We start from the raw sequence: 22534 nt of genomic DNA on the forward strand, positions 1-22534 counted from the left end.
GTTTACCTCGCGTTGAACTCCAATGGGCCTGGTACAGCATCGTGCCCGCAATGAGACACTGTGTCTCGCGTAGTCATGGGGCCATGGACTGGATGTAGCCAGGTTCTTGCTTACCGGAAAATGAGTCACGGGGAAAAATGATGAACAAGCATGAATCCGCTCGACGGCGTGGCTCTGGTGAGTCCCGCGACTTCTGGCTGCAATTGCTCATCCCAGCGGTACTTCTGGTGCTGTTGTTGATCGTGATCGCCGGGGTCGTGCCGCGCGAAGCGCTTGTGCCGTCTATCGTGGTCGTGGCAGTGGGACTCCTGACAAGTGGCGCCGTAGGGTTCTTCTCGGGTATCCGTGGACCCATGTGGCTGATTTACGGTCTGATCCTGGCTGAACTCGGCCTGTTGCTCCTATTCCCAGCCCCTTGGCGCGGGCTCGCCCTGGTATGCATTCCGGTGTCCGCCATAGGGTTCGCGATAGGAAAAGACGTCGCCTACTTCCGCTATAACAGGCGTCACGGAGTCTCGGAGAGTAACGGCCTCAGCGACCATCAGGAAGCCTGAAGAAGTTGTCCGGATCATCAGCCCCCAGCAAGTCATGGTGGAAGGTAATAACGTCCACCGGCCGGGTGTCCACAAAGAGCACAGCAACCTCGCACGAGTGAACCACCGTGTACCGGACCGGCCCGTCGAGCCAGGAGTGGATGCCGGTGTACTCTTCGACGAACAATCCGTCCCCGAGCAGGCCGCGCTTATCGAGCAGGTCGTAGACAAGATTCCAGGCGAGATCCATCAACTCATGGATGGCCGCTTCCACTGTTGGAGCTGTCATGCCTCCATCGTGCTCCCGGGCACTGACAGGATTGCGGACGATCGCGGGCGTGTCCTGGCTACTCCCCCGCGGCGGTGTCTGCCTCAGCGTCGTCCGTGAGCTCGCCGGCCGCGATGCGCTCGGCGGTCCGCCGGTAGGCGTGATCGATGTAGTCCTCGACGTCCTGGCGGCCAATGCGCCACATGCCCCGTCCACCGACCTGAAATGCGCGCAGCTCACCTGTCCTGATGAGCCCTTGCACGAGGCTTTGCTTCACGTTCAATTCTTCAGCGACCTGCGCCAGAGTCAGGAAACGGGGCTGGTTCGGTTGGTCAGTCACCCGGTCATCCTATGCGGGGTTGGTGGCTGCTACGGGTCGTAGACTCGGTCCATGAAGACGGGGTGGGGGATCCTGCGAGTAACGGTGCTCCTTGCATCCCTGCTGCCCACGACCGGCTGCACCGCCGTCTGCCCGGCAATCGGGTACGCCAACATCATCACCGTCAACGTTGAAGGCAACACCGCCGCCATGGATGAAGTGCAGCTATGCAGTGATCATGGGTGCTCCCGGCGACTGCCTGATTACGGTCCACCCGTTCCCATAAAGTCTGTACAACCAACTTTCCCGGATACCAGCACGCCTGGCCCAATCACCCCGGCCACTCCCCCGGCTGCCTTTCTTGGCACGCGTACGGACGCGGATACCTGGTCATTCAGCATCTCCCAGCCAGGGTTGCCGGAGCACGTGACCGTCCGGGCGCTGGCGCTGGACAAGTCAGTCCTGGCCGAACAGGAGAACGATCTCGTGTGGACCAGAGTGGGCGGGTCGGAACAGTGCGGCGGAGCGCTCACTACTCCCCCGATCACGCTCAGGGTTGTTGCCCGGAAATAGATGCCAGGCAGCCAATGCGCTGATAGCGACTCGCTGGGTGGTCCTATCGCCGCTGCCGGCGGCCGCGCGCCCAGATGACCTCAGCAATGCCTCCCAGGGCCAGGGGAAATGACACAACGGCGGCCAAGTGGCGCATCAGGTTGTACGGATTTTCCAGAGCCGCCCAGCCCACCAGAATCCCCGGCAGCCCAACGCAGACGCTCACCCACACCGGGTTGCCGCGGACGTGTGACCAGGTGGCGGCCGCGAAGGTCAGCGCGCTTCCGGCGAAGATGTAGCGGCTGCCGATCCAGATCTCTTCCTGCCCGGCCGGATTCGGGAGCTCGATATGCCAATCGGAGCGGATGATCCCGTAACTGATCAGAATCATCGAGGTGAGCACGAGCAGGACCCAGGCAAGGGTCCAAACCCATCGGCGGCCTGCTGGTGACACTTCCATCATGTACCGGGTGTCTGCTGGTCGACGGTGAGCGCTACGCCTCCGCAGGTCAGTGTTGTTGCCTCGCCGGTCTCCAGCCGGCAGTCCTGGTCTTTGACCCTCGGCCATCCGGCGATCTCCGGTGCGTTACGGACCCGTTTGTAGTGGTACTCATCGTGCTGTGCATAGATGATGACACGGTCGCCATCGAACCCGTCCTGGGAAATAAGGACGGATGATCCATCCCCGGCCGTGATCCTCACATCGTCGCCGATCCCCACAGCACCCAGGAACGCGAAGATCAGGATGATGCCCAGGTAGGGCACGGCCGCCGCGACTGCCAGCCCAGCCGTCCAGCCAACGCCGAGCCTCAGCGCCTTGCGGGGAATCCGGCGGATTACTGCCGGGATGAGGAAGATCAGGCCCGCGGCCGCGATGAAGGATGCCAGGATCATCAGCCCGTAAACCAGGTTGGAAGCCCGCACCCCGACAAAGAGGAGAAGCCCCTGGTTGGCAGCTGCGCGGTCCGCCGACTCCAACGCCAAACCGCATCCTGCCACCGGAGCGGCAGTGCCCAAAAGGACAGCACCCCACACCTCACGCCACTTCATGCGCCTCCACGTCCCCCATGTCATCGATTCAGCCTAGCGCTCAGGGGGATAGCAGCTGCTTCTCTACTGCATCCCTAAAGCGCCTCAAGTGCTCGAGTGATAAGGAGAAAGACCGAGGGGTTCACGAGACCGGTGGCCGGGTGTACTCTTCCGGTGAGAAGGGGCCGCCGTTGACGCACGATCGATGGAGAGGATTCAGTTCCGACCGCATCGTGTGGGCCCCTTCCCCTTTGTAATCCTGTCTCCCGTACGATGAACGCGTCTGCTCACTCGGTTTTGGGGGAACTTTGAGCAATCCGGAACACCCGCAGCAGGAACAGCCTCGCGTCTTCGATACGTCGATCGACTACAAGACCGACAAGTCTCGGAAGACCAAACGGGGCGGCGCCGTCGTCTTCCCGCCGGACTCCCACTCGAAGGCCCCAGAGTTAGGTGACCCGGACGCGAACAGCGTGAGGCTCCGAGCGGACCATGAGCTGCTGTGGACCAAGAAGCTGAACTCTGGCGCCCTTTTCGCCCCGGGCGCATCAGCAGCCCGCTGGAACGAATATCTCATTTATACCGACGAGTCCGACACGCGGCATTGTTACGGGAGCGATGCCATCACCAGTTCCTACACCGGCCGATCGGGCCCGAAATCCCTGGTTGACGCGATGGCCGGTCTTAGCGAGGAGCAGCGGGCCCGCTACCTCAACCCGCCGTACACCATCGGCAGTGCGATGATCTGGCCCGTCAGGACCAAGGACAAACCCACGATGAACCAGGCCCGGGGGTTCGGTTCTGAAGGTCATCAGATCGCTGACCGCATGGACCTCACCCTTGAGTGCATCCGGCGTCACTACACAGGAGAGCCAGATAGCCCGCTCGCGAATGTCATCAGGGCCTACAAAGACTTCTTCGACCTCTTCGATGGGTTCGTGGAGTTCGTAAACTTCTTCCACCTGCAAGACCTCGTGACACCCGACTACAAAGACATTCGGTTCTTCGTGCTCTTTGAGGGCTTTGAGCCTTCTGGGATACCGGCGGACTACGTGACGTACAGGGAGGCCACGCTCCAGTTCATCGCGGGACGGGGGCGTCGGATGGCCGAGTGGGTCACGGAGCACCACCCCGAGATTGAGGTTCGTAACCCTTGGTGGCAACCCTGCCGCTGAGCCAGGGAAACAGCCCCAGGCATCACTGGCGCTTTTCGAGCGGCCGGCACCTGTCACCGAAGGCAGCCAAAGCACCCTCGAGCGAGGTTACGGAGCCCAGCATGTCCACTGGTCTGGACCTTGGATGATCAGGCAGCGGGCTGACCTTCCATGCACTGAACACGTTGTGCGGGACCTTCAGCGCCATGGCGTGCTCGAAGAGCCGCGCTACCGGTTCGTGCAAGAGTCTGTCCTTGAGTTGGAAGCCCGGGCAGAAGGTTCCCTCACCGATGAAGACGCGGACTGCACGGCGCATGGCTTCGGGCTCGCCCAGTGACTGGAAGTGTCTTTCCAGGTCCGACGCGGTTGGCAGGGTGAATTCTTCGCGGATGCTGTCCCAGATCCGCTCCGGGACAGCCGGCCAGAACCTCTCAGCCCTCACATTCGACGCAGTAGGCATGGCCGTCCTTCTCGCGCGCCTTCTGCGAACGGTGGCGGACCAGGAAGCAGGAATAACAGGTGAATTCGTCGTCGGCCTGGGGAATGACCTGGACGACGAGCTCTTCGGCAATAAACTCGCCACCAGGGGTCAGGCCGTCCAGGGTGTCAGCCTCGTCGAGCTCCTGAACCACGGACTTCGCGTCCGGGGCTTTGGCAGACTTCAGGGCCTCCAGTGATTTTTCCTGGGATTCCTTGACGTCGGTGCGCAGTTCATCGTAATCGGTTGCCACGAAGGTGTATCTCTCCTCTGTTTGATGGGTTTGTCGGCGACTGCAACGTACTAGATGCGGCAGGAATTCCCTAAATCATCTGTTAGGCCGCCTCAGCAGAGAGGCCGCACCTATTGGCCGGCAACAAAATGTCAGTCCTTCAGCTCATACTCTGCCCATGATCGAGATACGTCGGCTCTTTCCCCGCAAATGGGAACCGTCAGATCCCCTCGTCGCCTACAACAACGCAGACGGGCAGATTGTCATGGCGGCGGCCATGCACCGCGGAAACAACTCCTACTACGACCGCTACGGTTACCAGGGCTCCAAGGAGATCGTCTGCATCGACTGCAAGGAAGACGGCCGCGAAGTCCCGGTGCAGCGCGTCGACGCCAAAACGCGATGCAAGCACTTCCGCCATCAGGCTGGCGAGGCCCCCGATGGCTTACGCCGCCACGGCGAGACCGCTGAGCACCTGCACGGCAAGCGCTTCATCATGGACTGGGCGAGAGACCAGCACCACATCCTTCCTTGGTCCGTCGAAGATGAGGTCTGGATCCCCGGCATCCGGCTGCGCAGCGACGTCAGAGCAACAGCAACCTCCGGCCGGCACCTGGCGTTCGAGGTCCAGCGCAAGCCAATGGACAGCAAAGAGTGGGACCGCCGCCACGGCGGCTATCAGACGGCAGGTATCCATGACGTGTGGCTGTGGTCTCCGGACGTTCCTGACCTGGTCCTCGACCTGCCGCTGAACAGTGTCGTCCTGGATATGGAGTACGAGTCCCTCGGTGTCCTCGTGGCAATGTACGGGGGCAGTTACCGCCACCCCACGGCTGAGCAGTACCTCGTGTCTCCCACCCACTACGCCTCCGCCCCGCTGTCCGAGTGGAGGCTGTCGGGGGCAGGATCCCTCGTGCCTCCACCCGGGATGGCTGAATTCATTGGGGACAAGCCGGAACCGGCGCGGCTGGCACAACTCAAGGCCCATCGGGAAGCGCTGGCCCGGCGGACGTCCAGACAGCCGGCGACGCCGGTTGAGCGGCGGACGGACGCCCTCAGGCAGTACAGGAGCCGCACCAGTTACAGCCAGGTACTGGGAGCCAGCGCAAGTGCGGCGCGTATCGACCCTGAACGGGACGCGGAACGTGAGGCAGAGGCCATCGAACGCATCATGGGCCGCAAACGCTAGACCGATCTGCTCCCCGGCAGACTCAAGAACCCGCTGCCTTGATAGAGTCATGGCCGTGGCAGGAGCCGCACTTTTCTAGGGGGAATCGATGGGCATTGTCGACTGGTTGCTGCAAAGGGGAAAGGGCGGCACGGGCCAGCACATAAGGGCTTCCCAGAAGCCGCCGATGGACCAGTCGTCAGTCATTCTCACCGTATCTTCGCGCCTTGCGGGATGTTTGGAAGTAGCCGGGACAACCACGTTCGCCAAGGACGCCGTCGCTGCTCTGGCTGACCGCAGGGGCCTGGGTGAGCGTGGCTACTTCGAGGGACAGGCCCAGCTGCAGCGGGAGCCGGAGAACCCTGTTGATCCGGAGGCCGTGGCCGTACTGGTAGACGGCGAGAAGGTCGGATGCCTCCCCTCCTATGTTGCCAAGGACCTCGCACTGCCCGCCGGCGCCAGCGAGCCGGTGCGCTACCAGCTGCACGTGCTCCGGGATAAAAAACAGCTGGCCAAGGCTTATGTCTGGTTGGGCGACGGCGAGCCCGAGTGGCAGTTCACAGCGCAGAACCCGCCGGGCCTAACGTCCAGGGAGAGAATCACCAGCTCCCACACGGAAAAGACAGCGATGGTCCGCGAAGCGCTGCAGGGCGGCGGTGAACGGGCGCCACAGTTCAAGAGTGGCATGGTCGACGGCGTCCACTACCTTGAGCTCGTCGAGCCGGTCAAACAGCTCAAGCGCGAAGGCCGGCTCGAAGAAGCCCTCGTCCTCTGCTACAAGGCCATCGAAGCCGCCGAAGGAAATACCGGAGGCCGGGAACCCGCACCCTGGTACACCGAACAGGCCGCGATCGTCCACCGGAAGCTCGGCCAGAAGGACGAGGAGATCGCGGTGCTGAAACGATGGCTGGCACGCTGCCCCAAGGCTCACCGCCCCGGCAGCAGCATCGGCGAACGCCTCGCTGAGCTCGAGGCGAAGTGATGCCGTCCGCGGAATCCTTAACGGAGCCTTCCGAGTGCCAGCGCAGGCTGATTGATCGTCCAGTTAACTTCTGCAGCAGTTTCAGGATGCGTTGCGTCCATTGCGGCGTCATTAACTGCCTCAGCGCCGAAGACTACGTACAACTTCAAGAAGACTTCGAAGATGTGGTCAGTGCTACCGTCTACGTCGACGGGGACAAAGCCGATGTCGTGAACGTCAAAGCCCATCTCGGCCGTGAGACGGTCTACAGATCAGCTGTTCTGCCGACCGGCAAGCCCGTCATCAATCACGCGAAGTTCGTCATCGACCGTGAAATGCTGCTGCTGACCAGCGCCAACTTCTCCTTCAGCACCGAGAACCGCAACGTCGAGTTCGGCCTTCTGGTTCAGGATTCCGCCTTCAGGATTCCGCCCTCGCAGGTCGGTTGAGTCCACGATGGCCGGCAAACACGGCGCGCTCTACGAGCACGTACCGAAGTAGGTCACTATCAGCCGTCACTTTGGGCACCTCGACCGGACTCCACGTTCACCAGGGACTTTCGCTAAAAGCCACGCTCGTCTTTGCGAAACGATTATCCGAGGCCCGAGCACCGTCCGCGCTACTGCAAATCTACTGCTAAGCAACTGATGCACTGACGCAGCCTCACTCTGGGTGGATATAAAACAGCTACCGTGATGCCCGCGGGATGGCGCTTCAAAGACCAACTTTGGCCGCCGCACGTGGATCAAGAAGTCCTCGTCGGAGGGCGTACTTTGAGGCCGGTATTCTGTTGCTGCACCTCCGTGCCCTTTAAAGGCCTCTCCACCCACGCCAGTCCCGAGGAAACAGATAATGACGGCAGCTACCTTTCGCAGCTTCATCACTGGGGACGAGGATTCCGTGCTGGAGCTTTGGAGCATTTGTGGCCTTGTGCGCCCGTGGAACGATCCTCGAAAGGATATAGAGCGGAAGCTTCGGGTGCAGCCCGAGCTTTTCGTAGTGGCACATGACGGGCAGCGTGTGGTCGGTACGGCCATGGCTGGTTATGACGGGCACCGGGGCTGGATCCACTACTTTGCTGTCCATCCCGACCAGCAAGGTCGCGGGCTGGGCCGCGGCCTTGTCCAGGATGTGGAGCAGCGACTCGATGCCTTGGGTTGTCCCAAGATCCACCTCAACGTCCGCAGTACGAATGCAGCCGCGGCCGATTTTTGGCGCGCCGTCGGGTTTGAACCCAGCGACTCCCTAACGTTCGCCAGGCGCCTCGTTGCCGATTGAGCCTCCCAACGGGAGTGCCTCGACAGGTTTCTGTACTACTCCCTGCTCGTGGGCTGTGAGGGGCGCCTCTAGGCGTATCGATAAGCGGATGAGAGTGGGCTTGCGGTCTACATCGTGAGTGAGTCCCAGGTCGATCGGCCTCGGATAACAGGGGCATGCCCGCCCCAGTACTGGGGCGGGCATGCTTTGCTTTCTCGTCGCTGCGGAAACCTGTCAGGGTCTGATTAGTGCACTTCAGCCGCGGCGGTGGCATCTGCTTCCGCAGTGCTTCGGGAGGGCAACGTAGCTGCGGCCAGTATTCCTGCAGCTACCAGCAGCCCGGCCGCGACGACCAGGGCGCTGCCGTACCCCGTGACCAGTTGGGCTTCCCCGGCCAGGGCCGCGTGCTGGCTGGCGTTGCTGACCGTTGCAGCAACGCCAGCCAGAACAGCCAGACCGAGGGCAACACCGATCTGTTGTGCGGAGTTCAGCAGTGCAGAGGCAATTCCGGCCTCGGTTTCCTTCGTGTGATAAACGGCGGCCTGGGTCAAGGCGATAATGCCGAGGCCGAACCCAAGGGCCAGAATGAACATGGCCGGTGCCAGGTGCAGCCAGTAGTTCGTGTTTACCTGGATGAATGAGAACCAGAAAGCAGCCCCGGCGCTGAGCAATGCACCCGCTGCCGCGATGATGCGAGGCGCCAGCTTCACGAGCAGCTTTGGTGCGGCCCCTGCCCCGAGCACCAGCCCTGCCGCGAATGGCAGCCAGCTGGCGCCGGTCTGCAGAGGGCTGTAATGCTGAACCTGCTGGAGGTAAAGAGTGATCACGTAAAAGCTGCCCATGGGGCCAATGGCCAGCAGCAGCATGGACGCGTATGCGCCGGCGCGGCCGCGGTCCCGGAACAGTCCCAAGGGAACCAGCGGCATGCTGCTGCGCGATTGCAGGGCGATGAAGGCAGCCAGCAGCAGGGCCGCAGCGCCTACCAGGCCAAGGCCCAGCGAGTCAGTGAAGCCGTCCTCGCCGAAGCGGGTAATCGCGTACACCAGGGCGACCATCCCGCCGGTTCCCAGCACTGCGCCCCTGACGTCGAGACTCCCAGCGTGTCTGCGGGCGCTCACCAATGTCCGGCTGCCCAGGAGCACGAGGACGCCAATGGGTATATTGATGAAAAAGACCCACCGCCAGCCGAGGGTACCCGTCAGAACACCTCCAAGGAGGAGTCCCACGACAATTCCCAGAGCGGACATCGCGCCGTACAACGACAGTGCCGCATCACGGGTTTTGCGTTCGGAGAAGGTCGTGGCGATCAGGGCCAGCGCGTTGGGAGCAACCAGTGCTGCCCCCAGTCCCTGAATCGCGCGGGCAGCGATGAGCGTATCGCTGTTGGGACTGAGGCCACCGGCCAGGGAAGCGACAACAAAGAGGGTGAGCCCTGCCTGCAGGACGCGGCGGCGGCCGTAGAGGTCGCCAAGCCGGCCGCCCAGGAGCAGCAGAGCGCCAAATGCGAGGATATAGGCATTCACAATCCAAGGCAGATGCACGGCGCTCACCCCGAGTTCCTGCTGGATGCTTGGCAACGCGATGTTCACAATGGAGTCATCGAGCACCAGCATCAGCTGCGAGGTCGCGATCACCAGCAGCGGTACCAATCCGCGCTGCTGGCCTGGCTTTCCGGTCATAACATCTCCTCTTAGGTTGGCGGGCAGCGGCCCGCAGAAGCTTAGGAAAACCCCGGTGGGGTATCACTTTGTTGAATTGGGGCGTCGCCGACAGGACCCGCGAAAGTCGAATCCTCCCCGTTGCCGGTTCAGTCCGTTTGTGGTGACCTGCCGGAGGGAATCGTTCGCTGCTGGCTGCGCGTGCCCTTCCTCGCGTCTCCCTTTCGGGAGGGGCGGCGGATTTGAGTGCAACCAGCAGGGGCGCGCGAAGTTGCAGGGGCTCAGTCGCCTACAACCGTGTAACCGGCGGACATGACGGCCTGACGCACAGCGGCTCCGGCGGCCTTACCGCCTACAAGGAGGCGGGAACGGCCGCCGGGAACGAGCTCAACAGCCACAGACTCCACGCCCTCAAGGGCTGAGACGGCCTTCTCAACAGTCCGGGCGCAGTGCCCGCAGGTCAGGCCCTCGAGAGTGAGCTCAGCAGCAGCCGGGGTGAAGGCGGATGGCGAAAAGGGTTCCGATGAGCAGCAGCTGCACGCCGCGGCCGATGGAGCCAGGAGCAGCTGAGTGCGGTTTGCAGATTCAAACATGCCAGTTTCCATTCCTTGACGAAGCATCAATGGCGCTGGGGTTGACGGGCTGTGAGGGGCGGTGCAGGGCACTCGCCGGGACATACCATGTCACTGACAACAGTTGAAAGTATACCCCCCAGGGGTATAGGAAGCAAAGTGCGGCCCGGCTGGAAAGCCCTCCTTAACCACGCCAACAGAGGCTCAGTCAGCGTCGCCACAGCCGCATTCTTCGCCTTGTGTCATGGCCCTCCGTGTGCACGATGGAAAACCTTCGGATGGTCCGCCGGTTCCAGGCCTCGATGAGAGATGGTTTGACGGATCTTTCGGATGCCGGCACGATTCCTCAACACACCGGTTATGACGAAGCGCCCGGCTGGATTTCCCAGCCGGGCGCTTGCCCATTCCTTAGTTCATCGAAGTCAGTTCCCCTGCTTCGGCACATCTGGCCCGATGCGGGGGGCAGCCAGGATGGCAGGTCACCGCACTTTCTTCACGGGGAGGATCGTCAGGGCGCCCAGGAGGGCGATCCCGGCCGCTACGGCGAGCAGGAGGTCGTAACGGCCGCCACCCATGGTAACCAGGGCTGCCGAGACCGCCGGGGCGAGTGTCTGCGGACCTGTCATGGCGATGTTGAATACGCCGAGGTCCTTCGCTGTGTCCTCAGGATTCGGAAGGACATCGATGACGAGGGCGAGGTCAACAGCGATGTAGATGCCAAAGCCAATGCCGATGACCAGTTCCGCCCAGTAGAACCCACTGGTGGAGTTGGCCGCAGTGAGCATCCAGGTGCCGATGCCAAAGATTATGGCCGAGGTCCAAATGAAGACTTTCCGCCGCCCTAGCCTGTCGGAGATCCATCCGGCAATCTGGCCGGCCGTAACCAAGGCGAGCGTGTAGATGAGAACACCGGTTGCCAGTGCGGCGGCCGCATCCTGTTTGGACAGGCCCAGATCCTGCTGTAGGTACAGGAGGCGGAACGTGACGAACATAAACATCGCCAGGACGACGAGGAAGCGGGAGACCCAGGCGAACGCGAAGTCGGGGTTTTTGCGGGGGTTTACCCAGAAGGTCTTCAGGGCGGTCCGCAGCCCGCCTTCTGAGGCAGGGCGGCGCTCCATTGGCCGGTCCGGCAGTACGAAGGCGAAGACAAGGACCAGCACCAGAGCGAGGACGCCGGGGACCAGGAAGAGCAGGAGCATGTTCTGCCCGAAAAGGCTTGCCGAATAGGCTGCGCCGAGGGAGGCTGCCTGGGAAGCAATGCCGATCATGCCGCTTACTTTGCCTCGCTGCCACTGGGGCACCTGGTCCGCCAGGGTCGCCGTATGTGCAGCGACCGCCGCGTTGCCGAGGGCCTGCGCGAAGAACCAGCCGATGCCCAGCACTACGGCATTCGGGGCCGTGGCGATGACGGCCAGGCATGCCAGGAGTCCCAGAGCTCCGGCAACGAGCCAGGGACGGCGGCGGCCGAAACGTCCGACCGTGCGGTCGCTAAGGCGGCCAAAAATGGGGTCGAAGAGGAGGGCTGCGAACGCGCCCATGGAGATGACACTGCCCAGTGTGGCGGCAACGTCCGGCCCCGGAACCAGAGACTGCACCTTGAGTGTCATGCCGGCGACGATGGGCATAAAGAGGGCAATCATCAGTCCCAGCCGCGCGAGCACCATCGTTGCGATGACACTGGCCTTGGCCTTTTCGACGGGGACGGGAGCGTAGGACAACGAGTTGGGCGCTTCGGGTCCTGCAGCAGAATCAGACACAACCATGGGTCTCATTGCTTTCTATTGGAAGAGGGATGCGGGCCAGACGTAGCCCGTGTGATAGGAACCACGGTACAGTAAGCCGACCGAGTGCGCGGTCGGTTTATCAAATAGTTACTTTTTCCCTCCTCGCCGAGTTCCCCACCGACCGTGTAGTCGGTCGGTATGCTATCCTTGTGATTCGAAGCACAACAAAAGGGCACCGGGCCCGAAATTCACCACTTTCCTGACGAAGGAGTCTTCCGATGAGCGTTCGTGCCACTGATCTTCCCTTCGTATCCGGTGTGCAGTCGGACTTCATAGATAAGGCGGTGCAGTCCCTTGACCTGGCAGGAAAGATCCGGCTGCTCTCCGGCGCAAAGATGTTCAGCCTCTGGGGTGATGCTTCCATTGGCTTGGACGAGATTGTCATGTCTGATGGCCCGACCGGTGTGCGTGGTGAAGAAGTTGTCGGTGGTCGCGAGAGCTGCCTGTTGCCGAACGCCACACTGCTGGCGCAGACGTGGAACTCTGACGTACTCGGCGAGGTCGGCGCACTTCTGGCAGAGGAAGCCATGGACCAGCAGACTCACATCGTCCTGGGCCCCACCATCAACCTCCACCGCACTCCCCTGGGGGGTCGCCTCTTCGAGTGCTTCAGTGAGGACCCGTACCTCACCGGTGTCCTCGCGGCCGCCTATGTCCGCTCCCTCCAGAGCCGGGGCATCGGAGCGTCCCCGAAACATTTCCTCGCCAACGAATCCGAAATACAGCGCACTACTGTTGACTGCCTCGTTGACGATCAGACCCTGCGGGAGCTTTACCTGCTGCCGTTCGAAATCGTGAATCACGACGCGCAACCGTGGACGGTGATGGCCTCCTACAACGGCGTTAACGGCGTCACCGCCACAGAGCACGATGAGCTCCTCAATGACATCCTGAAAAAGGAATGGGGCTTTGACGGGCTTGTCATGTCCGACTGGTTCGCCACAAAGAGAGCCGCGGAAAGCGCGAACGCCGGCCTGGACCTGGTGATGCCCGGGCCTGAGACGGTCTGGAGCACATCCCTGGAGAAAGCCGTCCGCTCCGGCGATGTTTCGGAAGAAACTATTGATGAGCATGTCCGCCGGCTGCTGGCCCTTGCCGCCCGCGTGGGAGCTTTCGGGGAACCGCGCAAGTGGCCCACTGACATCCCCCGTCCGGACAGCAACTTGCGCCGCGAGCAGCTGCGAAGGATCGCTGCCCAGGGTATGGCAGTGCTCAAGAACACCAACGCCACGCTCCCGCTTGCCAAAGGAACCGGGACCGTGGCCGTCATTGGTCGCCATGCTACTGACACCGTCGCCCAGGGCGGCGGCTCCGCCCGGGTCCGCCCGCCGCACATTGTGAGCATCGCAGATGGCCTCACGTCCGCGCTCGGCCCGGGGGTCACGATCGTGGACGGGGTGGAAACCAGGACGCGAATGGTGGCCGCGCCGGCCTCGACTGTGCGCGATCCCGAAAACGGCACTCCCGGGATGCGGGTCCGGGCTCTCGACGAGCAGGGCAACGTCATTGAGTCCCGCCACTTTGACGTAGCCGAACTTGAAGTAGCTGATGATGGTTGGCTCGCAAATGCGGCCAGGATCGAGCTCTCGGCCGACGTCGCCATGCCGTCGCCGGCCCGGATGCGCGTCGGCGTGATCGGACCCGGCCAATGGACCGTGACGGCACCCGGCCACCACGAGGCCTTCACCGTAACCCCGCATGATGGTCCCGGCGGCGGCCTTCACCGGCCCAAGAGCCACGTTGCAGTGGTGCCCTTGGAATCCGGCGCCAGGATTACCGCCACCACCGGGCCCCACTTCGAAATGAGGATCATCGGGCTCGTCATCACAGCGGCCGCCCGCCCCGCCGCCGCCGCGATCCGTGAGGCCGTGGTGGCAGCAGCATCGGCTGACACCGCCATTGTCGTCGTCGGCAACACCCAGGAACAGGAAACCGAAGGCCAGGACAAGAAAACGCTGGCATTGCCCGGCGACCAGGACGCCCTCGTCGCCGCCGTCGCCGCCGTCGCACGGCGTACTGTCGTCATCGTGAACGCCGCCACACCGGTCCTCATGCCCTGGCTCGATAATGTCGACGCCGTGCTCTTCGCCGGGCTCCCCGGCCAGGAAGCAGGAGACGCAGTCGCTGCAGCGCTGACCGGTGACATCGAACCGTCGGGGCGACTCGTTACCACCTTCCCCGTCCGTGACGGCGAAGGGCCGGCCTGGGGGACCATGCCCACCGACGGGCGCCTCGAGTACGCGGAAGGGCCGCGGGTAGGCTACCGAGGATGGCACCAATCCGGGACACAGCCCTTGTTCTGGTTCGGCCACGGCCTCGGCTACACCTCCTGGAACTACACCTCAGCGCACATCACTGGGCAGGACGGGACGGGGGTTAAAGCCGTTGCCGTGGCCCTGACCAACACAGGCCAGCGTTCCGGCAGGGAAACCGTGCAGGTCTATCGCATCCCCACCGGCGAGGATCAGCCTGCACGTCTTATCGGATGGGCACAGGTTTCCCTCGATCCCGGGCAGAGCGCTACTGTTCAGGTTGAGTGTGATCTCCGAACCCAGCGGATCTGGGACGTGGAAGAACACGGATGGCTGCCGCTCTCCGGCGGTTCAATCGTGATTGCGCGTGGCCTCGGCGATCCCCGAATCACGGTTCCGCTCGAAAACGGACAGGAGTCCTAAGGCATGTCTTACCCACCCGGCTACCGCATTGAACGCGAGCGGAACCGCACGGAAAAGGCCGGCGACATCGCCCGGGCCAAGGCCATTCAGGCGGCGATTGAGCTGTTCTCCACCAGCGGGTACAACAAGTCCTCCATCGCCGAGGTAGCCCTCCGGACTGGGCTGTCCCAGTCAGGCCTCCTCCACCATTTCCCCAACAAGACCGCCCTGCTCACTGCCGTGCTCGAACAGCGGGAAAAGGAAGACAGCGAATTCCTCTTCGGAGAAGGCGCGGCACCCATGGGATGGGCCGCCTTCGACTCGCTCGTCGCCCTCGTCGCCCGCAACTCCACCCGGCCGGAATGGATCGGCCTGTTCGTCCGGATCTCGGCAGAAGCCACCGAAGCCAACCACCCGGCAAACCAATGGATGCTCGATCACTACCGCAGCACCCGGGAATGGCTCACCCAAGCCATCGCGGACGGCAAGCGAACGGGCGAAATCCTCCCGGACGCCCCCGTTGAAGCCATCGTCCGCAACACCATCGCTGTGCTGGACGGGCTCCAGCAGCAATGGGTGGCCGAACCGCACAGCATGTCAATGGTCGCGGAGCTCCGGGTGTACCTTGACCAGCTTCGTGCTACCTGGGGAAACCCCCAACAGTAACCACAGCACCTGCCAGGCCCAGTTGCCCGGCGCGCGTACCAGTCGAGCGTGCGGGGCATTCTGGCGTACCCGTTCCCACCCCTGAAAGGCGCGCCCTCATGCCCGCTCTCCCCCAGCACGTGTACGACTTCATCTCCCAACCCAATCCTGCAGTCATGTCCACGGTCGCCTCCGACGGGCGCCCTGTCAGCGTCCAGATTGTGTATCTCGTTGAAGACGCCGGGCACATCCTTCTGAGCATTGCTTCGGGCAATTCCCGCGGGGGCCGGCTCCAACACCTTCGCGAGGACCCGCGAGTGTCACTCACCGTCCTGACGAATGATGACTGGACAGAGGCAGTCACCGTTCTGGGAACCGCCGTTGAATTCTTCGACGACAAGGACCTCCAGATCATCGATGCCATGACCACCCACTACTTCGGTGCGCCCTACGCGATCCGCAACCCGCGCACGGCAGTCCGGGTCCGCGTCGACGAATGGACCGAACACTCCAACGCGATGTTCCGCGTCAACAAAGCCGGAGAAGGCGAGACAGTTGGCTGAGCTCAATCGCTTTCCCAAAACAGTCTTCAGCCAGGGAGATGAACCGGATCCACGGTTCAGCCTCGCTAATGAACGCACCTTCCTGGCGTGGATCCGCACCGCACTGGCTTTACTCGCCGGCGGGGTCGCTCTCGAGGCACTGGGCCTCGGCCTCCATCCCGGGTACCGGCTCTCTGCGTCCATCCTGCTGATCCTCAGCGGGATCATGTCGGCCATCCAGGCCTGGAGCGGGTGGACGAGGACGGAACAGGCCCTGCGGAAGAGTTCACCCCTTCCCCCGACGCCCCTCTCGCTCCCCCTGACTGTTCTGCTGGTAGCGGTTGCGGTCCTGGTTCTGATTGGAGTCGTTCTGAAGTGACCGGGCTCTTCGATCCCGGTCTCCAACCGGAGCGCACGGGTCTGGCCTGGCAACGGACCTGTCTTGCGTTCCTCGCAGGCTCCCTCGTCGCCATGAAGGTCCTTCCGCCCATCCTGGGGCCCTGGTCACTGCTGTTGGGTGTGGCGGGCGTTCTGGAGTCCGTGCTCTTACTGTTTGTGGTCCGTCGGCGATACCTCCGGCACCATCAAATTCTCACAGCCCCGGACGGGCCACCTGCCCGGGCCGCCGACGGCTTCCTTCCGGCCGCTCTTGGCGCCTCGACATTGGTTGCAGGGTTTGTTTCGCTGGCTCTGGTCCTGACAATCCGGCTTTAGGGACGTCGTCGGATATTCCGCCCTGGAGAGAGGGCAACTGCGTGGAACAGTGTGTTCAGTATCGGGGGCGGTACAGCTTTCGTACTTGTCCGGTCTACGGGGCAGGTCGCTGAATTGAAGCAAGGCGTCACCGCTGACGCCTTAAACCACGAAGGAGTAGACGAAGAACTATGACTACAGACCTCTCGCGCATGCAGAAGGCCAATTTTGTCGACGAGGACAATTACGAACTCATCACTATCGGGCGGATCACGAAGAGGATGGTGACCCTTGACGGGGCCAGCGCCGTTCTCGTCCGCTTTCCGGTGGGGGCATCAGTGACGGAGGATGCGGTCAAGACCGGAATTCTCGACACGGATATGTGTCCTATGCCGCATGTCGCCTACATTCTGGAAGGCAGTTTGGGGGTGCGCCAGCGTACCGGATCCGAGGAGGAATTCTCAGCCGGAGATCTTATGATGCTGCCGCCGGAGCATGAAGCATGGACCGTCGGGGACAGGGACTGCGTCTTTATCGAATTCATGCGCGGGACCAGTGACGTCTACGACTACTGGCCGGAGCACTGAGCGGGCGCGTAGGCGCCATGTGAAGTGCGGGCACGATGAGCGCTGAAGATAGCGCTCATCATGCCACGTCTCCCGTTGGGCAAGTCGCCGCGCCTAACGGGAGGCGTGCCAGAAGTCATCATCTAACTGTTCGCCGGCTTCGTCCCAGAGGGGATGGCGGCCCTGTAACATCGAGGGTGTTGACGACAGCCGGGCTGCCTACTTCCGTCGCCGGCGGTCTGCCTGTTCGACCAGTTCCGTAATCCATGGCCGATGTCCGCGTCGAAATTCCATCCACTCAGGCAGGCCCCGAATAGAGGGGCCGGACCTATCGATGTCGATGGTGATCCGGCCGCCACCAACAGGTGCGTTAGTGATGTGCAGATCACCATAGGCTTCCGGAAGCACAGGATCCATCCACAGTCCCCGACGGGAGACATGAACGTCGTACCGCATCAGGTTCGTTACCAGGAGGATCGGGGCGGTCGCTGCCCAAGCCTGGGGCGAACACGCTGTTGGATACGGTACGGGTTCGGCGAATTGATCACGGCTAAAGCCGCAAAACAGCTCGGGCAAGCGCCCGCCAGAGCATTCGGCGGCTTCCAATATCGCAGTAGTAATGCGCTGTGCTTCCGCCACGAAGCCGTAACGCAACAGACCGGCCGCGATGATTGCATTGTCGTGCGGCCATACCGAACCGTTGTGATAGCTGGCCGGGTTATATGCACCCATGTTGCTGGCCAACGTCCTCACACCCCAGCCGCTGAACATCTCCGGAGACATAAGCCGCTCGGCGACCAGGGGAGCCTTGTCCTCGTCTACGAGGCCGTAAACCAGACAGTGGCCCATGTTGGAAGCACACGCGTCCACCTGGCGCTTCCTGCCGTCGAGTGCGATTGCATAGTACCCCCGGTCCGGCATCCAGAACTGCTCGTTAAATCTCCGCTTCAGTTCCGCCGCCCGATCGGCGAGTTCATCTCCCCGTGCCGTGTCCCCCGCGTCGTATGCCATCCAGGCACGCGCGGTATACGCGGCATAGACATAGGCCTGGACCTCACAGAGCGCGATTGGAGGCTCGGCAAGCATTCCATCGGCAAAATTGATGCCGTCCCAGGAGTCTTTCCAGCCCTGGTTTATCAGGCCTTGGTCGTTGAGGCGTTCATACTCGACGAAACCGTCGCCGTCCTTGTCCCCGTAATGACTTGTCCATTCCAAGGCGCGGTCCGCGTGAGGTAGCAGATTGGCGATGATATCTGCTCCGAATCCCCACCGGCTGACGGCTCCGAGCACATCAACAAACAGCGGAGTCGCGTCGACGCTTCCGTAATAGGCCGACTTGCCTCCAAGGGCCAAACCGGCATTGAGGCTAAGCCTTACTTCGTGCAGGATCTTGCCGGGTTCCTCCTCGGTCAGCGGGTCCACGACGGTTCCTTGCCGGTCCGCCAGCGTCTGCAGCGTCCCCAGAGCCAGTGAGGGATCCACTGGTAACGCCATTTCCGAGGCCCACAGGGAATCCCGGCCGAAGAGCGTCATGAACCACGGCGCACCTGCCGCCACCACAACGCGTTCGGGATGATTCGGATCCTCGATCCGGAGGGCACCCAAGTCGTCGTAGCTCCGCCGTAACGTCCGCTCAATGGATCGGTTACCCATGCGAACGACCGGAATCCTGGCAACCCATTCCTTGCGGCGCCGGTCACTGGGGGACAATCCCTCCCCGTCAGGGTGGACAAGGGTGGCGCTCCGGCCAGAGCCTTTAACCTCAACTGTGGCACTGACGACAGTGCTCCAGTCCCCTTGCGGCGGGACGGATACCAGGTAAGTGACCGCGTCCGGCTTCACCTCTGCTCCTGGAGCCTGAATGATCACCCTTTTCTCCATGCCTTGCCAGACGCCGGAAATGGTCAGCTGGTCCCCATCGACGTACCGGGTTGCGTCCCACGCACGCTGGATCCGGGCTTCCTTCACTTCGAAAAGGTCCGCGAAGTCCGCTTCAACCTCGAGGGAAATCGCGCATTCGACGGGGTTGGTTGAGTAATTGCGGACGGTAAGTTGCTCTTGAATACCCGCACCGACTTCCCGCAGGCGCTCTACGATCAGCGGGCTGTCGGCATATCCGTCGGAACGGGGAACGCGACCTGCAAACAGGGCCCGGAATGGCTCGCGCGTCTCGGCAGCCAGGGACTCGAGCGGGTGACTGTTGACTGTCAGGTTCCAGCGGGACAGGAAACGGGTGTCCTGCACAAACAGGCCATGTGGGTGCTCGGGATGGATGTCCCCGTTGGGCAAGGAAATACAGAATGAGGTTTCCTCGACCAGGGTGACTGTCCCTGCCCCCACTGGGCCGGCAGCCGTGTCAGCATTCCATCCAGCCATCCTGGTTCCTCCAAGAAAGCAGCGCCGGCACCGTGGTCTCTTAACCACCCTAGGTAAGGCGCCTGTGTTTCTTTGACCCTACTCTCCCCTGGCTAAGGGGTGTAGTCCTTGTTTGGCGCCCCTCCGTTGCCTCCAGAAGCAGGAACAGGCGCCGCGCCCCTCTATGGCAGGAAGCTGGAAAAAGGCACAGCCAGACAATCCGCGGAGGCACTGGTGGGCGCTGAACCTTAGAAAGCTGCCCGAGGGGTGAACCAACCGGAGAAGTCCTCAGCCCACTCTTCCGGGCCAACGAACCCGATGGAGCCCAGCTGCCGCGCCTCCTCGCAGCGACGGAGACCCCACCAGAGGTCGTAGAGCACCCGCGGGGCGACATGAACCTGAAGATCCGGGACACGTTCTGAGCGGCCGATGCTCGCGGTTGTCTTGCTGTTCTCACTGCAGATCCAACCTTGAAAGGGAGCTCCCCTGACGTTGTCGAACTCGAACCCCAGGACAATCGACTTCCGGGGCAGGGAACCTGTCACAAGGCTGCGGCCCATGTGTTCGAGCAGTGTGCCAAGTCCTGCCCGCAGGTCATTCTCGAAGGGCGCCTGCCATTGACTCGCCCAGAGGCCAAGCGACTCCAGGGTCTGCCGCAGCCCGTAGCCGACCGGCGTCAGTCTGTAGCGGCGTGAGCCGCGGGGGCCGGTTTCATCGTTGCGGATGACAAGCTCCAGCTGGGCCAGTCGCTTGAGCCGCTGGGAGAGCAGCGTCCGTGAGAGATCAGGCAGCGCCCTGGACATGTCGTTGAACCCCATTTCACCGCCGAGGAGTTCTCGCACGATCAATAGGGACCAGCGGTCACCCAGCAGCCGCAGCCCTTGCGATACGGACCAATAATCGGCACTAAGGCGTCCTGCTGAATTCGCCAGGTCGTCGTGTTCCCGGGTGAACTGCTCTGCAATGATTGTCATCGTCCGTGAGCTCCAAGCGATCTGTGAGTTGTGCTGCCGCCATTCTTCCCGACCCGTCGGGGTACTGTGTGTGCGCCATGCACATAAGTTGATGCCACGCTGTCGTTCGCGGGCCTTCACCGGTTCTGCCTTTAAAGCAAGAATCGAAGGTTGGCCGATAACCGTCCAACCTTCGATTCTTACGGTCCGTTTGCTAGAGCCGGATGTCCGCAGACTCCCCCGGCTTCAAGGCGATGAGGAGTTCGCTGAGCCCGGCATCCGCGAAAAGCTTGCTGATCTGGTCAGCATTCTGGCTGAAATGTTCCCACGAATCCTCGTGCACTGGAACGACCTTCTTGACACCCATGATCTTGGCCGCCTCCAGGGCCCGGTCATTGCTGAGGGTGATGTACGCGCCGTCTGCGATCACATCGAATTTTGCGCCGCCGACGAAGAGCACAGCGATATCAATGGCTGGAAAACGATCCGCAATTTCGCGCACGATATCCAGCTCGGAGTTATCACCGCTGATGTAAACCGTCGGCATGCCCTCTGCTTCGAGGACAAAGCCAATAACGGGCCCGAGTGCGTCCCACACGCCCTCCGGGCCATGATGCGCCGGCACTGCCGTGATTTTCATCTGCCTGCCATCGGGAAGCGTAACGGTATGGGTCTCGTAGTCGCTGGTCCCGCGGACGTTGGGGCCGAAGTTCTTCGCAGCCTCCGTCGTGGTGAGGGCAAGCGGCACCATCGTGAGAAAACCGCGGCCGGCCACGTCCAGATTGTCGATGTGCTCGTGGGAGGCGAGTGCCAGGTCAACGTGGCCAAGCTCCTCGGGGGTGGCGCTGGGGGCGAGCTTCTTGATGACGGGTCCGGCGATTGGGTGGTGGTAGACCTGGGGGGAATCGAAGGTGGGGTCAGTGATCATCCGGTAGCCGGCGATCTCGAGGAGCAGGGTCGGTCCTCCAATGAGGGTTACTTTGACGTCGTCCATAATTTCAGTCCTTATCGGGTCGGTGGTCGGCTGATTCCGTCAAGGGTTCAGCTCTTGCTCGTCATTTGAGCCGTGATGTCTTCCGCTCCGTGCAGGACATAGACGAGCTTGCCGTCACCATCGAAAGCCGGAGCGTTCAGAGGCTGGAACCACCGGGGCTCGAAAATCCCGTCTGAGTTCTCGATGTCATACCGAACAGGCGGAAGAATATCGATCTTGCCGGTTTCGACAACACGCTCGATGGAGCTGCGCAGAATCTCTGTTCCCTTGGCGTCAGGGTTGTCAGGGTTGTCCGGAAAAGCGTCGAGGATGTCCATGCCGACGATTCCCTCGCGACTCTTTCCGGTAGATGCAAGGAACGAGTCAGTGGCAGCGACGATCGTTCTGTCGGGGGTGACGATGATGTATTGGTTCGGCAGACTTTCGAAGATTTTCTGAAAGTCGGGGTTACGTGCATCTGAGGATGACACTTCGACTCCTTTCCCTGATGAGCGACTCTTTCGCGTCTCGTATTGCCATTGCAGCAGGTGGGGCCGTACCCCACTAGTGCAATACATGGACCGGAACTGCTAGCATCCTTCCCGGCCCGGGCGGCTGCGGCAGTTCGCCTTAGGCCACCTAGAGTCCGAAGGCGGTTCCGTGACCGTGTTCGAACACGAGGTTGGTCTGGGTGCCTGCGACGGCAGGATTGGATGACAAGTGGTCCAGTACGAATTGACGGATGTGCTCGGTGTTTTTGGCCGTGATGTGGATCAAGAAATCGTCTGCACCGCCAAGTACGAAGAACTGCTTGATTTCGGGAAGGTCCCGTAACTCGTTTCCGAAGGCGTTCATCAGGTGACGGGCTCCAGGCCTAAGTCGCACGCTAACCAGGGCCTGGAGGGGCAGGCCCATCGCTTCGGGGGCGACTTCGACGGTGAACCGCTTGATCACCCCCGACTCTTTGAGCGCCTTGAGGCGGGCAAGACAGGTTGAGGGCGCAAGCCCGAGGGCTTCCGACAACGATTGATTGGTGCGCCTTGAATTCTTGGACAGCAGGCCCAGAAGCTTCTGGTCGACTTCGTCCAGAGTCACATGTTGCAGTTTCTGCGGGTCGGACACCGTGTAACGCTCCTCACAATGCAGGAATTGACCAGTTGCTCTTATTCTGCCGCAGATTCTGCA

27 protein-coding genes are annotated in these 22534 nt (G+C 62.0%); 13 read left to right on the forward strand and 14 right to left on the reverse strand.

The annotated features are described in order from the left end of the window. Positions 1-137 precede the first annotated feature (137 nt). The gene (locus ABIE00_RS14570) at positions 138-554 is read left to right on the forward strand and encodes a hypothetical protein (RefSeq protein ID WP_354261409.1); all 417 of its coding nucleotides are present in this window, start codon (positions 138-140) and stop codon (positions 552-554) included. Here ABIE00_RS14570 and ABIE00_RS14575 read toward each other — a convergent pair. After that, positions 532-822, reverse strand: a complete 291-nt coding sequence (locus tag ABIE00_RS14575; RefSeq protein ID WP_354261411.1) for a hypothetical protein — start codon at positions 820-822, stop codon at positions 532-534. The genes ABIE00_RS14570 and ABIE00_RS14575 overlap by 23 nt on opposite strands. A gap of 58 nt (positions 823-880) precedes the next feature. Next, a complete protein-coding gene (locus tag ABIE00_RS14580; protein WP_354261413.1) occupies positions 881-1141 on the reverse strand; it encodes a helix-turn-helix domain-containing protein in 261 nt (86 codons plus the stop codon). 51 nt (positions 1142-1192) lie between these two features. On the opposite strand from ABIE00_RS14580, the gene ABIE00_RS14585 reads away from it, so the two are divergent. Further along, positions 1193-1693: a hypothetical protein gene (locus ABIE00_RS14585; protein WP_354261415.1), complete on the forward strand. Its 501-nt coding sequence runs from the start codon at positions 1193-1195 to the stop codon at positions 1691-1693. Between the two features lie 43 nt (positions 1694-1736). On the opposite strand, the gene ABIE00_RS14590 is transcribed toward ABIE00_RS14585, so the two are convergent. Together ABIE00_RS14590 and ABIE00_RS14595 are read right to left on the reverse strand one after the other, a co-directional pair. Continuing rightward, positions 1737-2135: a hypothetical protein gene (locus ABIE00_RS14590; RefSeq protein WP_354261417.1), complete on the reverse strand. Its 399-nt coding sequence runs from the start codon at positions 2133-2135 to the stop codon at positions 1737-1739. Continuing rightward, positions 2132-2722 (reverse strand): hypothetical protein, encoded by a 591-nt coding sequence (locus tag ABIE00_RS14595; protein ID WP_354261419.1) that lies wholly within the window; start codon positions 2720-2722, stop codon positions 2132-2134. The genes ABIE00_RS14590 and ABIE00_RS14595 overlap by 4 nt, the downstream gene beginning before the upstream one ends. 287 nt (positions 2723-3009) lie before the next feature. Here ABIE00_RS14595 and ABIE00_RS14600 point away from each other — a divergent pair, with 287 nt between their 5' ends. Then, positions 3010-3876 (forward strand): DUF6994 family protein, encoded by an 867-nt coding sequence (locus ABIE00_RS14600; RefSeq protein ID WP_354261421.1) that lies wholly within the window; start codon positions 3010-3012, stop codon positions 3874-3876. Between the two features lie 22 nt (positions 3877-3898). Here the strand turns inward: ABIE00_RS14600 and ABIE00_RS14605 are convergent, their stop codons facing one another. Then, the gene (locus ABIE00_RS14605; protein WP_354261423.1) at positions 3899-4315 is read right to left on the reverse strand and encodes a hypothetical protein; all 417 of its coding nucleotides are present in this window, start codon (positions 4313-4315) and stop codon (positions 3899-3901) included. Beyond that, the gene (locus tag ABIE00_RS14610) at positions 4287-4586 is read right to left on the reverse strand and encodes a DUF4193 domain-containing protein (RefSeq protein ID WP_354261389.1); all 300 of its coding nucleotides are present in this window, start codon (positions 4584-4586) and stop codon (positions 4287-4289) included. Before ABIE00_RS14610 ends, ABIE00_RS14605 begins: the two co-directional genes overlap by 29 nt. A 157-nt stretch (positions 4587-4743) precedes the next feature. On the opposite strand from ABIE00_RS14610, the gene ABIE00_RS14615 reads away from it, so the two are divergent. From ABIE00_RS14615 to ABIE00_RS14630, 4 genes are all read left to right on the forward strand, one after another. Beyond that, positions 4744-5754, forward strand: a complete 1011-nt coding sequence (locus ABIE00_RS14615; protein WP_354261425.1) for a competence protein CoiA family protein — start codon at positions 4744-4746, stop codon at positions 5752-5754. 166 nt (positions 5755-5920) lie between these two features. Further along, positions 5921-6715: an HIRAN domain-containing protein gene (locus ABIE00_RS14620; RefSeq protein ID WP_354261427.1), complete on the forward strand. Its 795-nt coding sequence runs from the start codon at positions 5921-5923 to the stop codon at positions 6713-6715. Continuing rightward, positions 6715-7143, forward strand: coding sequence for a hypothetical protein (locus ABIE00_RS14625; protein WP_354261429.1), 429 nt, complete (start codon positions 6715-6717; stop codon positions 7141-7143). Before ABIE00_RS14620 ends, ABIE00_RS14625 begins: the two co-directional genes overlap by 1 nt. Positions 7144-7546: 403 nt before the next feature. Then, entirely contained in the window at positions 7547-7972 is a 426-nt protein-coding gene (locus tag ABIE00_RS14630; protein WP_354261431.1) for a GNAT family acetyltransferase, read from the forward strand. A 224-nt stretch (positions 7973-8196) separates the two neighbouring features. On the opposite strand, the gene ABIE00_RS14635 is transcribed toward ABIE00_RS14630, so the two are convergent. From ABIE00_RS14635 to ABIE00_RS14645, 3 genes are all read right to left on the reverse strand, one after another. Next, positions 8197-9630, reverse strand: a complete 1434-nt coding sequence (locus ABIE00_RS14635) for an MFS transporter (protein ID WP_354261433.1) — start codon at positions 9628-9630, stop codon at positions 8197-8199. Between the two features lie 260 nt (positions 9631-9890). Next, positions 9891-10202, reverse strand: a complete 312-nt coding sequence (locus ABIE00_RS14640) for a heavy-metal-associated domain-containing protein (RefSeq protein ID WP_354261435.1) — start codon at positions 10200-10202, stop codon at positions 9891-9893. Between the two features lie 458 nt (positions 10203-10660). After that, on the reverse strand, positions 10661-11947 hold the full coding sequence (locus tag ABIE00_RS14645) for an MFS transporter (protein WP_354261437.1): 1287 nt from the start codon (positions 11945-11947) through the stop codon (positions 10661-10663). 239 nt (positions 11948-12186) lie between these two features. On the opposite strand from ABIE00_RS14645, the gene ABIE00_RS14650 reads away from it, so the two are divergent. From ABIE00_RS14650 to ABIE00_RS14675, 6 genes are all read left to right on the forward strand, one after another. Further along, the gene (locus tag ABIE00_RS14650; protein WP_354261439.1) at positions 12187-14643 is read left to right on the forward strand and encodes a glycoside hydrolase family 3 C-terminal domain-containing protein; all 2457 of its coding nucleotides are present in this window, start codon (positions 12187-12189) and stop codon (positions 14641-14643) included. A 3-nt stretch (positions 14644-14646) separates the two neighbouring features. After that, positions 14647-15288, forward strand: a complete 642-nt coding sequence (locus ABIE00_RS14655) for a TetR/AcrR family transcriptional regulator (RefSeq protein WP_354261441.1) — start codon at positions 14647-14649, stop codon at positions 15286-15288. Positions 15289-15386: 98 nt separating this feature from the next. Continuing rightward, positions 15387-15830: a pyridoxamine 5'-phosphate oxidase family protein gene (locus ABIE00_RS14660; protein WP_354261443.1), complete on the forward strand. Its 444-nt coding sequence runs from the start codon at positions 15387-15389 to the stop codon at positions 15828-15830. Beyond that, positions 15823-16188, forward strand: a complete 366-nt coding sequence (locus ABIE00_RS14665) for a YidH family protein (protein ID WP_354261445.1) — start codon at positions 15823-15825, stop codon at positions 16186-16188. The genes ABIE00_RS14660 and ABIE00_RS14665 overlap by 8 nt, the downstream gene beginning before the upstream one ends. Continuing rightward, the gene (locus ABIE00_RS14670; protein ID WP_354261447.1) at positions 16185-16523 is read left to right on the forward strand and encodes a DUF202 domain-containing protein; all 339 of its coding nucleotides are present in this window, start codon (positions 16185-16187) and stop codon (positions 16521-16523) included. Before ABIE00_RS14665 ends, ABIE00_RS14670 begins: the two co-directional genes overlap by 4 nt. A gap of 170 nt (positions 16524-16693) precedes the next feature. After that, entirely contained in the window at positions 16694-17089 is a 396-nt protein-coding gene (locus tag ABIE00_RS14675; protein WP_056387777.1) for a cupin domain-containing protein, read from the forward strand. A gap of 198 nt (positions 17090-17287) precedes the next feature. On the opposite strand, the gene ABIE00_RS14680 is transcribed toward ABIE00_RS14675, so the two are convergent. The 5 genes from ABIE00_RS14680 to ABIE00_RS14700 all read right to left on the reverse strand — a co-directional run bounded on the left by ABIE00_RS14680 (position 17288) and on the right by ABIE00_RS14700 (position 22471). Further along, entirely contained in the window at positions 17288-19444 is a 2157-nt protein-coding gene (locus tag ABIE00_RS14680) for an amylo-alpha-1,6-glucosidase (protein ID WP_354261450.1), read from the reverse strand. Positions 19445-19671: 227 nt separating this feature from the next. Beyond that, on the reverse strand, positions 19672-20397 hold the full coding sequence (locus ABIE00_RS14685; protein WP_354261452.1) for a winged helix-turn-helix transcriptional regulator: 726 nt from the start codon (positions 20395-20397) through the stop codon (positions 19672-19674). 193 nt (positions 20398-20590) lie between these two features. Next, on the reverse strand, positions 20591-21370 hold the full coding sequence (locus ABIE00_RS14690; protein ID WP_354261454.1) for an MBL fold metallo-hydrolase: 780 nt from the start codon (positions 21368-21370) through the stop codon (positions 20591-20593). Between the two features lie 47 nt (positions 21371-21417). Next, positions 21418-21840, reverse strand: coding sequence for a PAS domain S-box protein (locus ABIE00_RS14695; RefSeq protein ID WP_354261456.1), 423 nt, complete (start codon positions 21838-21840; stop codon positions 21418-21420). 148 nt (positions 21841-21988) lie between these two features. Next, positions 21989-22471, reverse strand: a complete 483-nt coding sequence (locus ABIE00_RS14700) for an Lrp/AsnC family transcriptional regulator (RefSeq protein WP_354261458.1) — start codon at positions 22469-22471, stop codon at positions 21989-21991. Positions 22472-22534: the final 63 nt, after the last annotated feature.

The organism is Arthrobacter sp. OAP107, assembly GCF_040546765.1.
Taxonomy (GTDB): Bacteria; Actinomycetota; Actinomycetes; order Actinomycetales; family Micrococcaceae; genus Arthrobacter.

Excerpts from the sequence above, each read along its gene's own strand:
- ABIE00_RS14615 (WP_354261425.1), top strand. The coding sequence starts at position 4,744 with ATGATCGAGATACGTCGGCTCTTTCCCCGCAAATGGGAACCGTCAGAT.
- ABIE00_RS14645 (WP_354261437.1), bottom strand. The coding sequence starts at position 11,947 with ATGGTTGTGTCTGATTCTGCTGCAGGACCCGAAGCGCCCAACTCGTTG.
- ABIE00_RS14595 (WP_354261419.1), bottom strand. The coding sequence starts at position 2,722 with ATGAAGTGGCGTGAGGTGTGGGGTGCTGTCCTTTTGGGCACTGCCGCT.
- ABIE00_RS14640 (WP_354261435.1), bottom strand. The coding sequence starts at position 10,202 with ATGTTTGAATCTGCAAACCGCACTCAGCTGCTCCTGGCTCCATCGGCC.
- ABIE00_RS14570 (WP_354261409.1), top strand. The coding sequence starts at position 138 with ATGATGAACAAGCATGAATCCGCTCGACGGCGTGGCTCTGGTGAGTCC.
- ABIE00_RS14635 (WP_354261433.1), bottom strand. The coding sequence starts at position 9,630 with ATGACCGGAAAGCCAGGCCAGCAGCGCGGATTGGTACCGCTGCTGGTG.
- ABIE00_RS14630 (WP_354261431.1), top strand. The coding sequence starts at position 7,547 with ATGACGGCAGCTACCTTTCGCAGCTTCATCACTGGGGACGAGGATTCC.
- ABIE00_RS14655 (WP_354261441.1), top strand. The coding sequence starts at position 14,647 with ATGTCTTACCCACCCGGCTACCGCATTGAACGCGAGCGGAACCGCACG.
- ABIE00_RS14680 (WP_354261450.1), bottom strand. The coding sequence starts at position 19,444 with ATGGCTGGATGGAATGCTGACACGGCTGCCGGCCCAGTGGGGGCAGGG.
- ABIE00_RS14625 (WP_354261429.1), top strand. The coding sequence starts at position 6,715 with ATGCCGTCCGCGGAATCCTTAACGGAGCCTTCCGAGTGCCAGCGCAGG.
- ABIE00_RS14620 (WP_354261427.1), top strand. The coding sequence starts at position 5,921 with ATGGACCAGTCGTCAGTCATTCTCACCGTATCTTCGCGCCTTGCGGGA.
- ABIE00_RS14575 (WP_354261411.1), bottom strand. The coding sequence starts at position 822 with ATGACAGCTCCAACAGTGGAAGCGGCCATCCATGAGTTGATGGATCTC.
- ABIE00_RS14605 (WP_354261423.1), bottom strand. The coding sequence starts at position 4,315 with ATGCCTACTGCGTCGAATGTGAGGGCTGAGAGGTTCTGGCCGGCTGTC.
- ABIE00_RS14650 (WP_354261439.1), top strand. The coding sequence starts at position 12,187 with ATGAGCGTTCGTGCCACTGATCTTCCCTTCGTATCCGGTGTGCAGTCG.
- ABIE00_RS14685 (WP_354261452.1), bottom strand. The coding sequence starts at position 20,397 with ATGACAATCATTGCAGAGCAGTTCACCCGGGAACACGACGACCTGGCG.
- ABIE00_RS14660 (WP_354261443.1), top strand. The coding sequence starts at position 15,387 with ATGCCCGCTCTCCCCCAGCACGTGTACGACTTCATCTCCCAACCCAAT.
- ABIE00_RS14590 (WP_354261417.1), bottom strand. The coding sequence starts at position 2,135 with ATGATGGAAGTGTCACCAGCAGGCCGCCGATGGGTTTGGACCCTTGCC.
- ABIE00_RS14675 (WP_056387777.1), top strand. The coding sequence starts at position 16,694 with ATGACTACAGACCTCTCGCGCATGCAGAAGGCCAATTTTGTCGACGAG.
- ABIE00_RS14585 (WP_354261415.1), top strand. The coding sequence starts at position 1,193 with ATGAAGACGGGGTGGGGGATCCTGCGAGTAACGGTGCTCCTTGCATCC.
- ABIE00_RS14690 (WP_354261454.1), bottom strand. The coding sequence starts at position 21,370 with ATGGACGACGTCAAAGTAACCCTCATTGGAGGACCGACCCTGCTCCTC.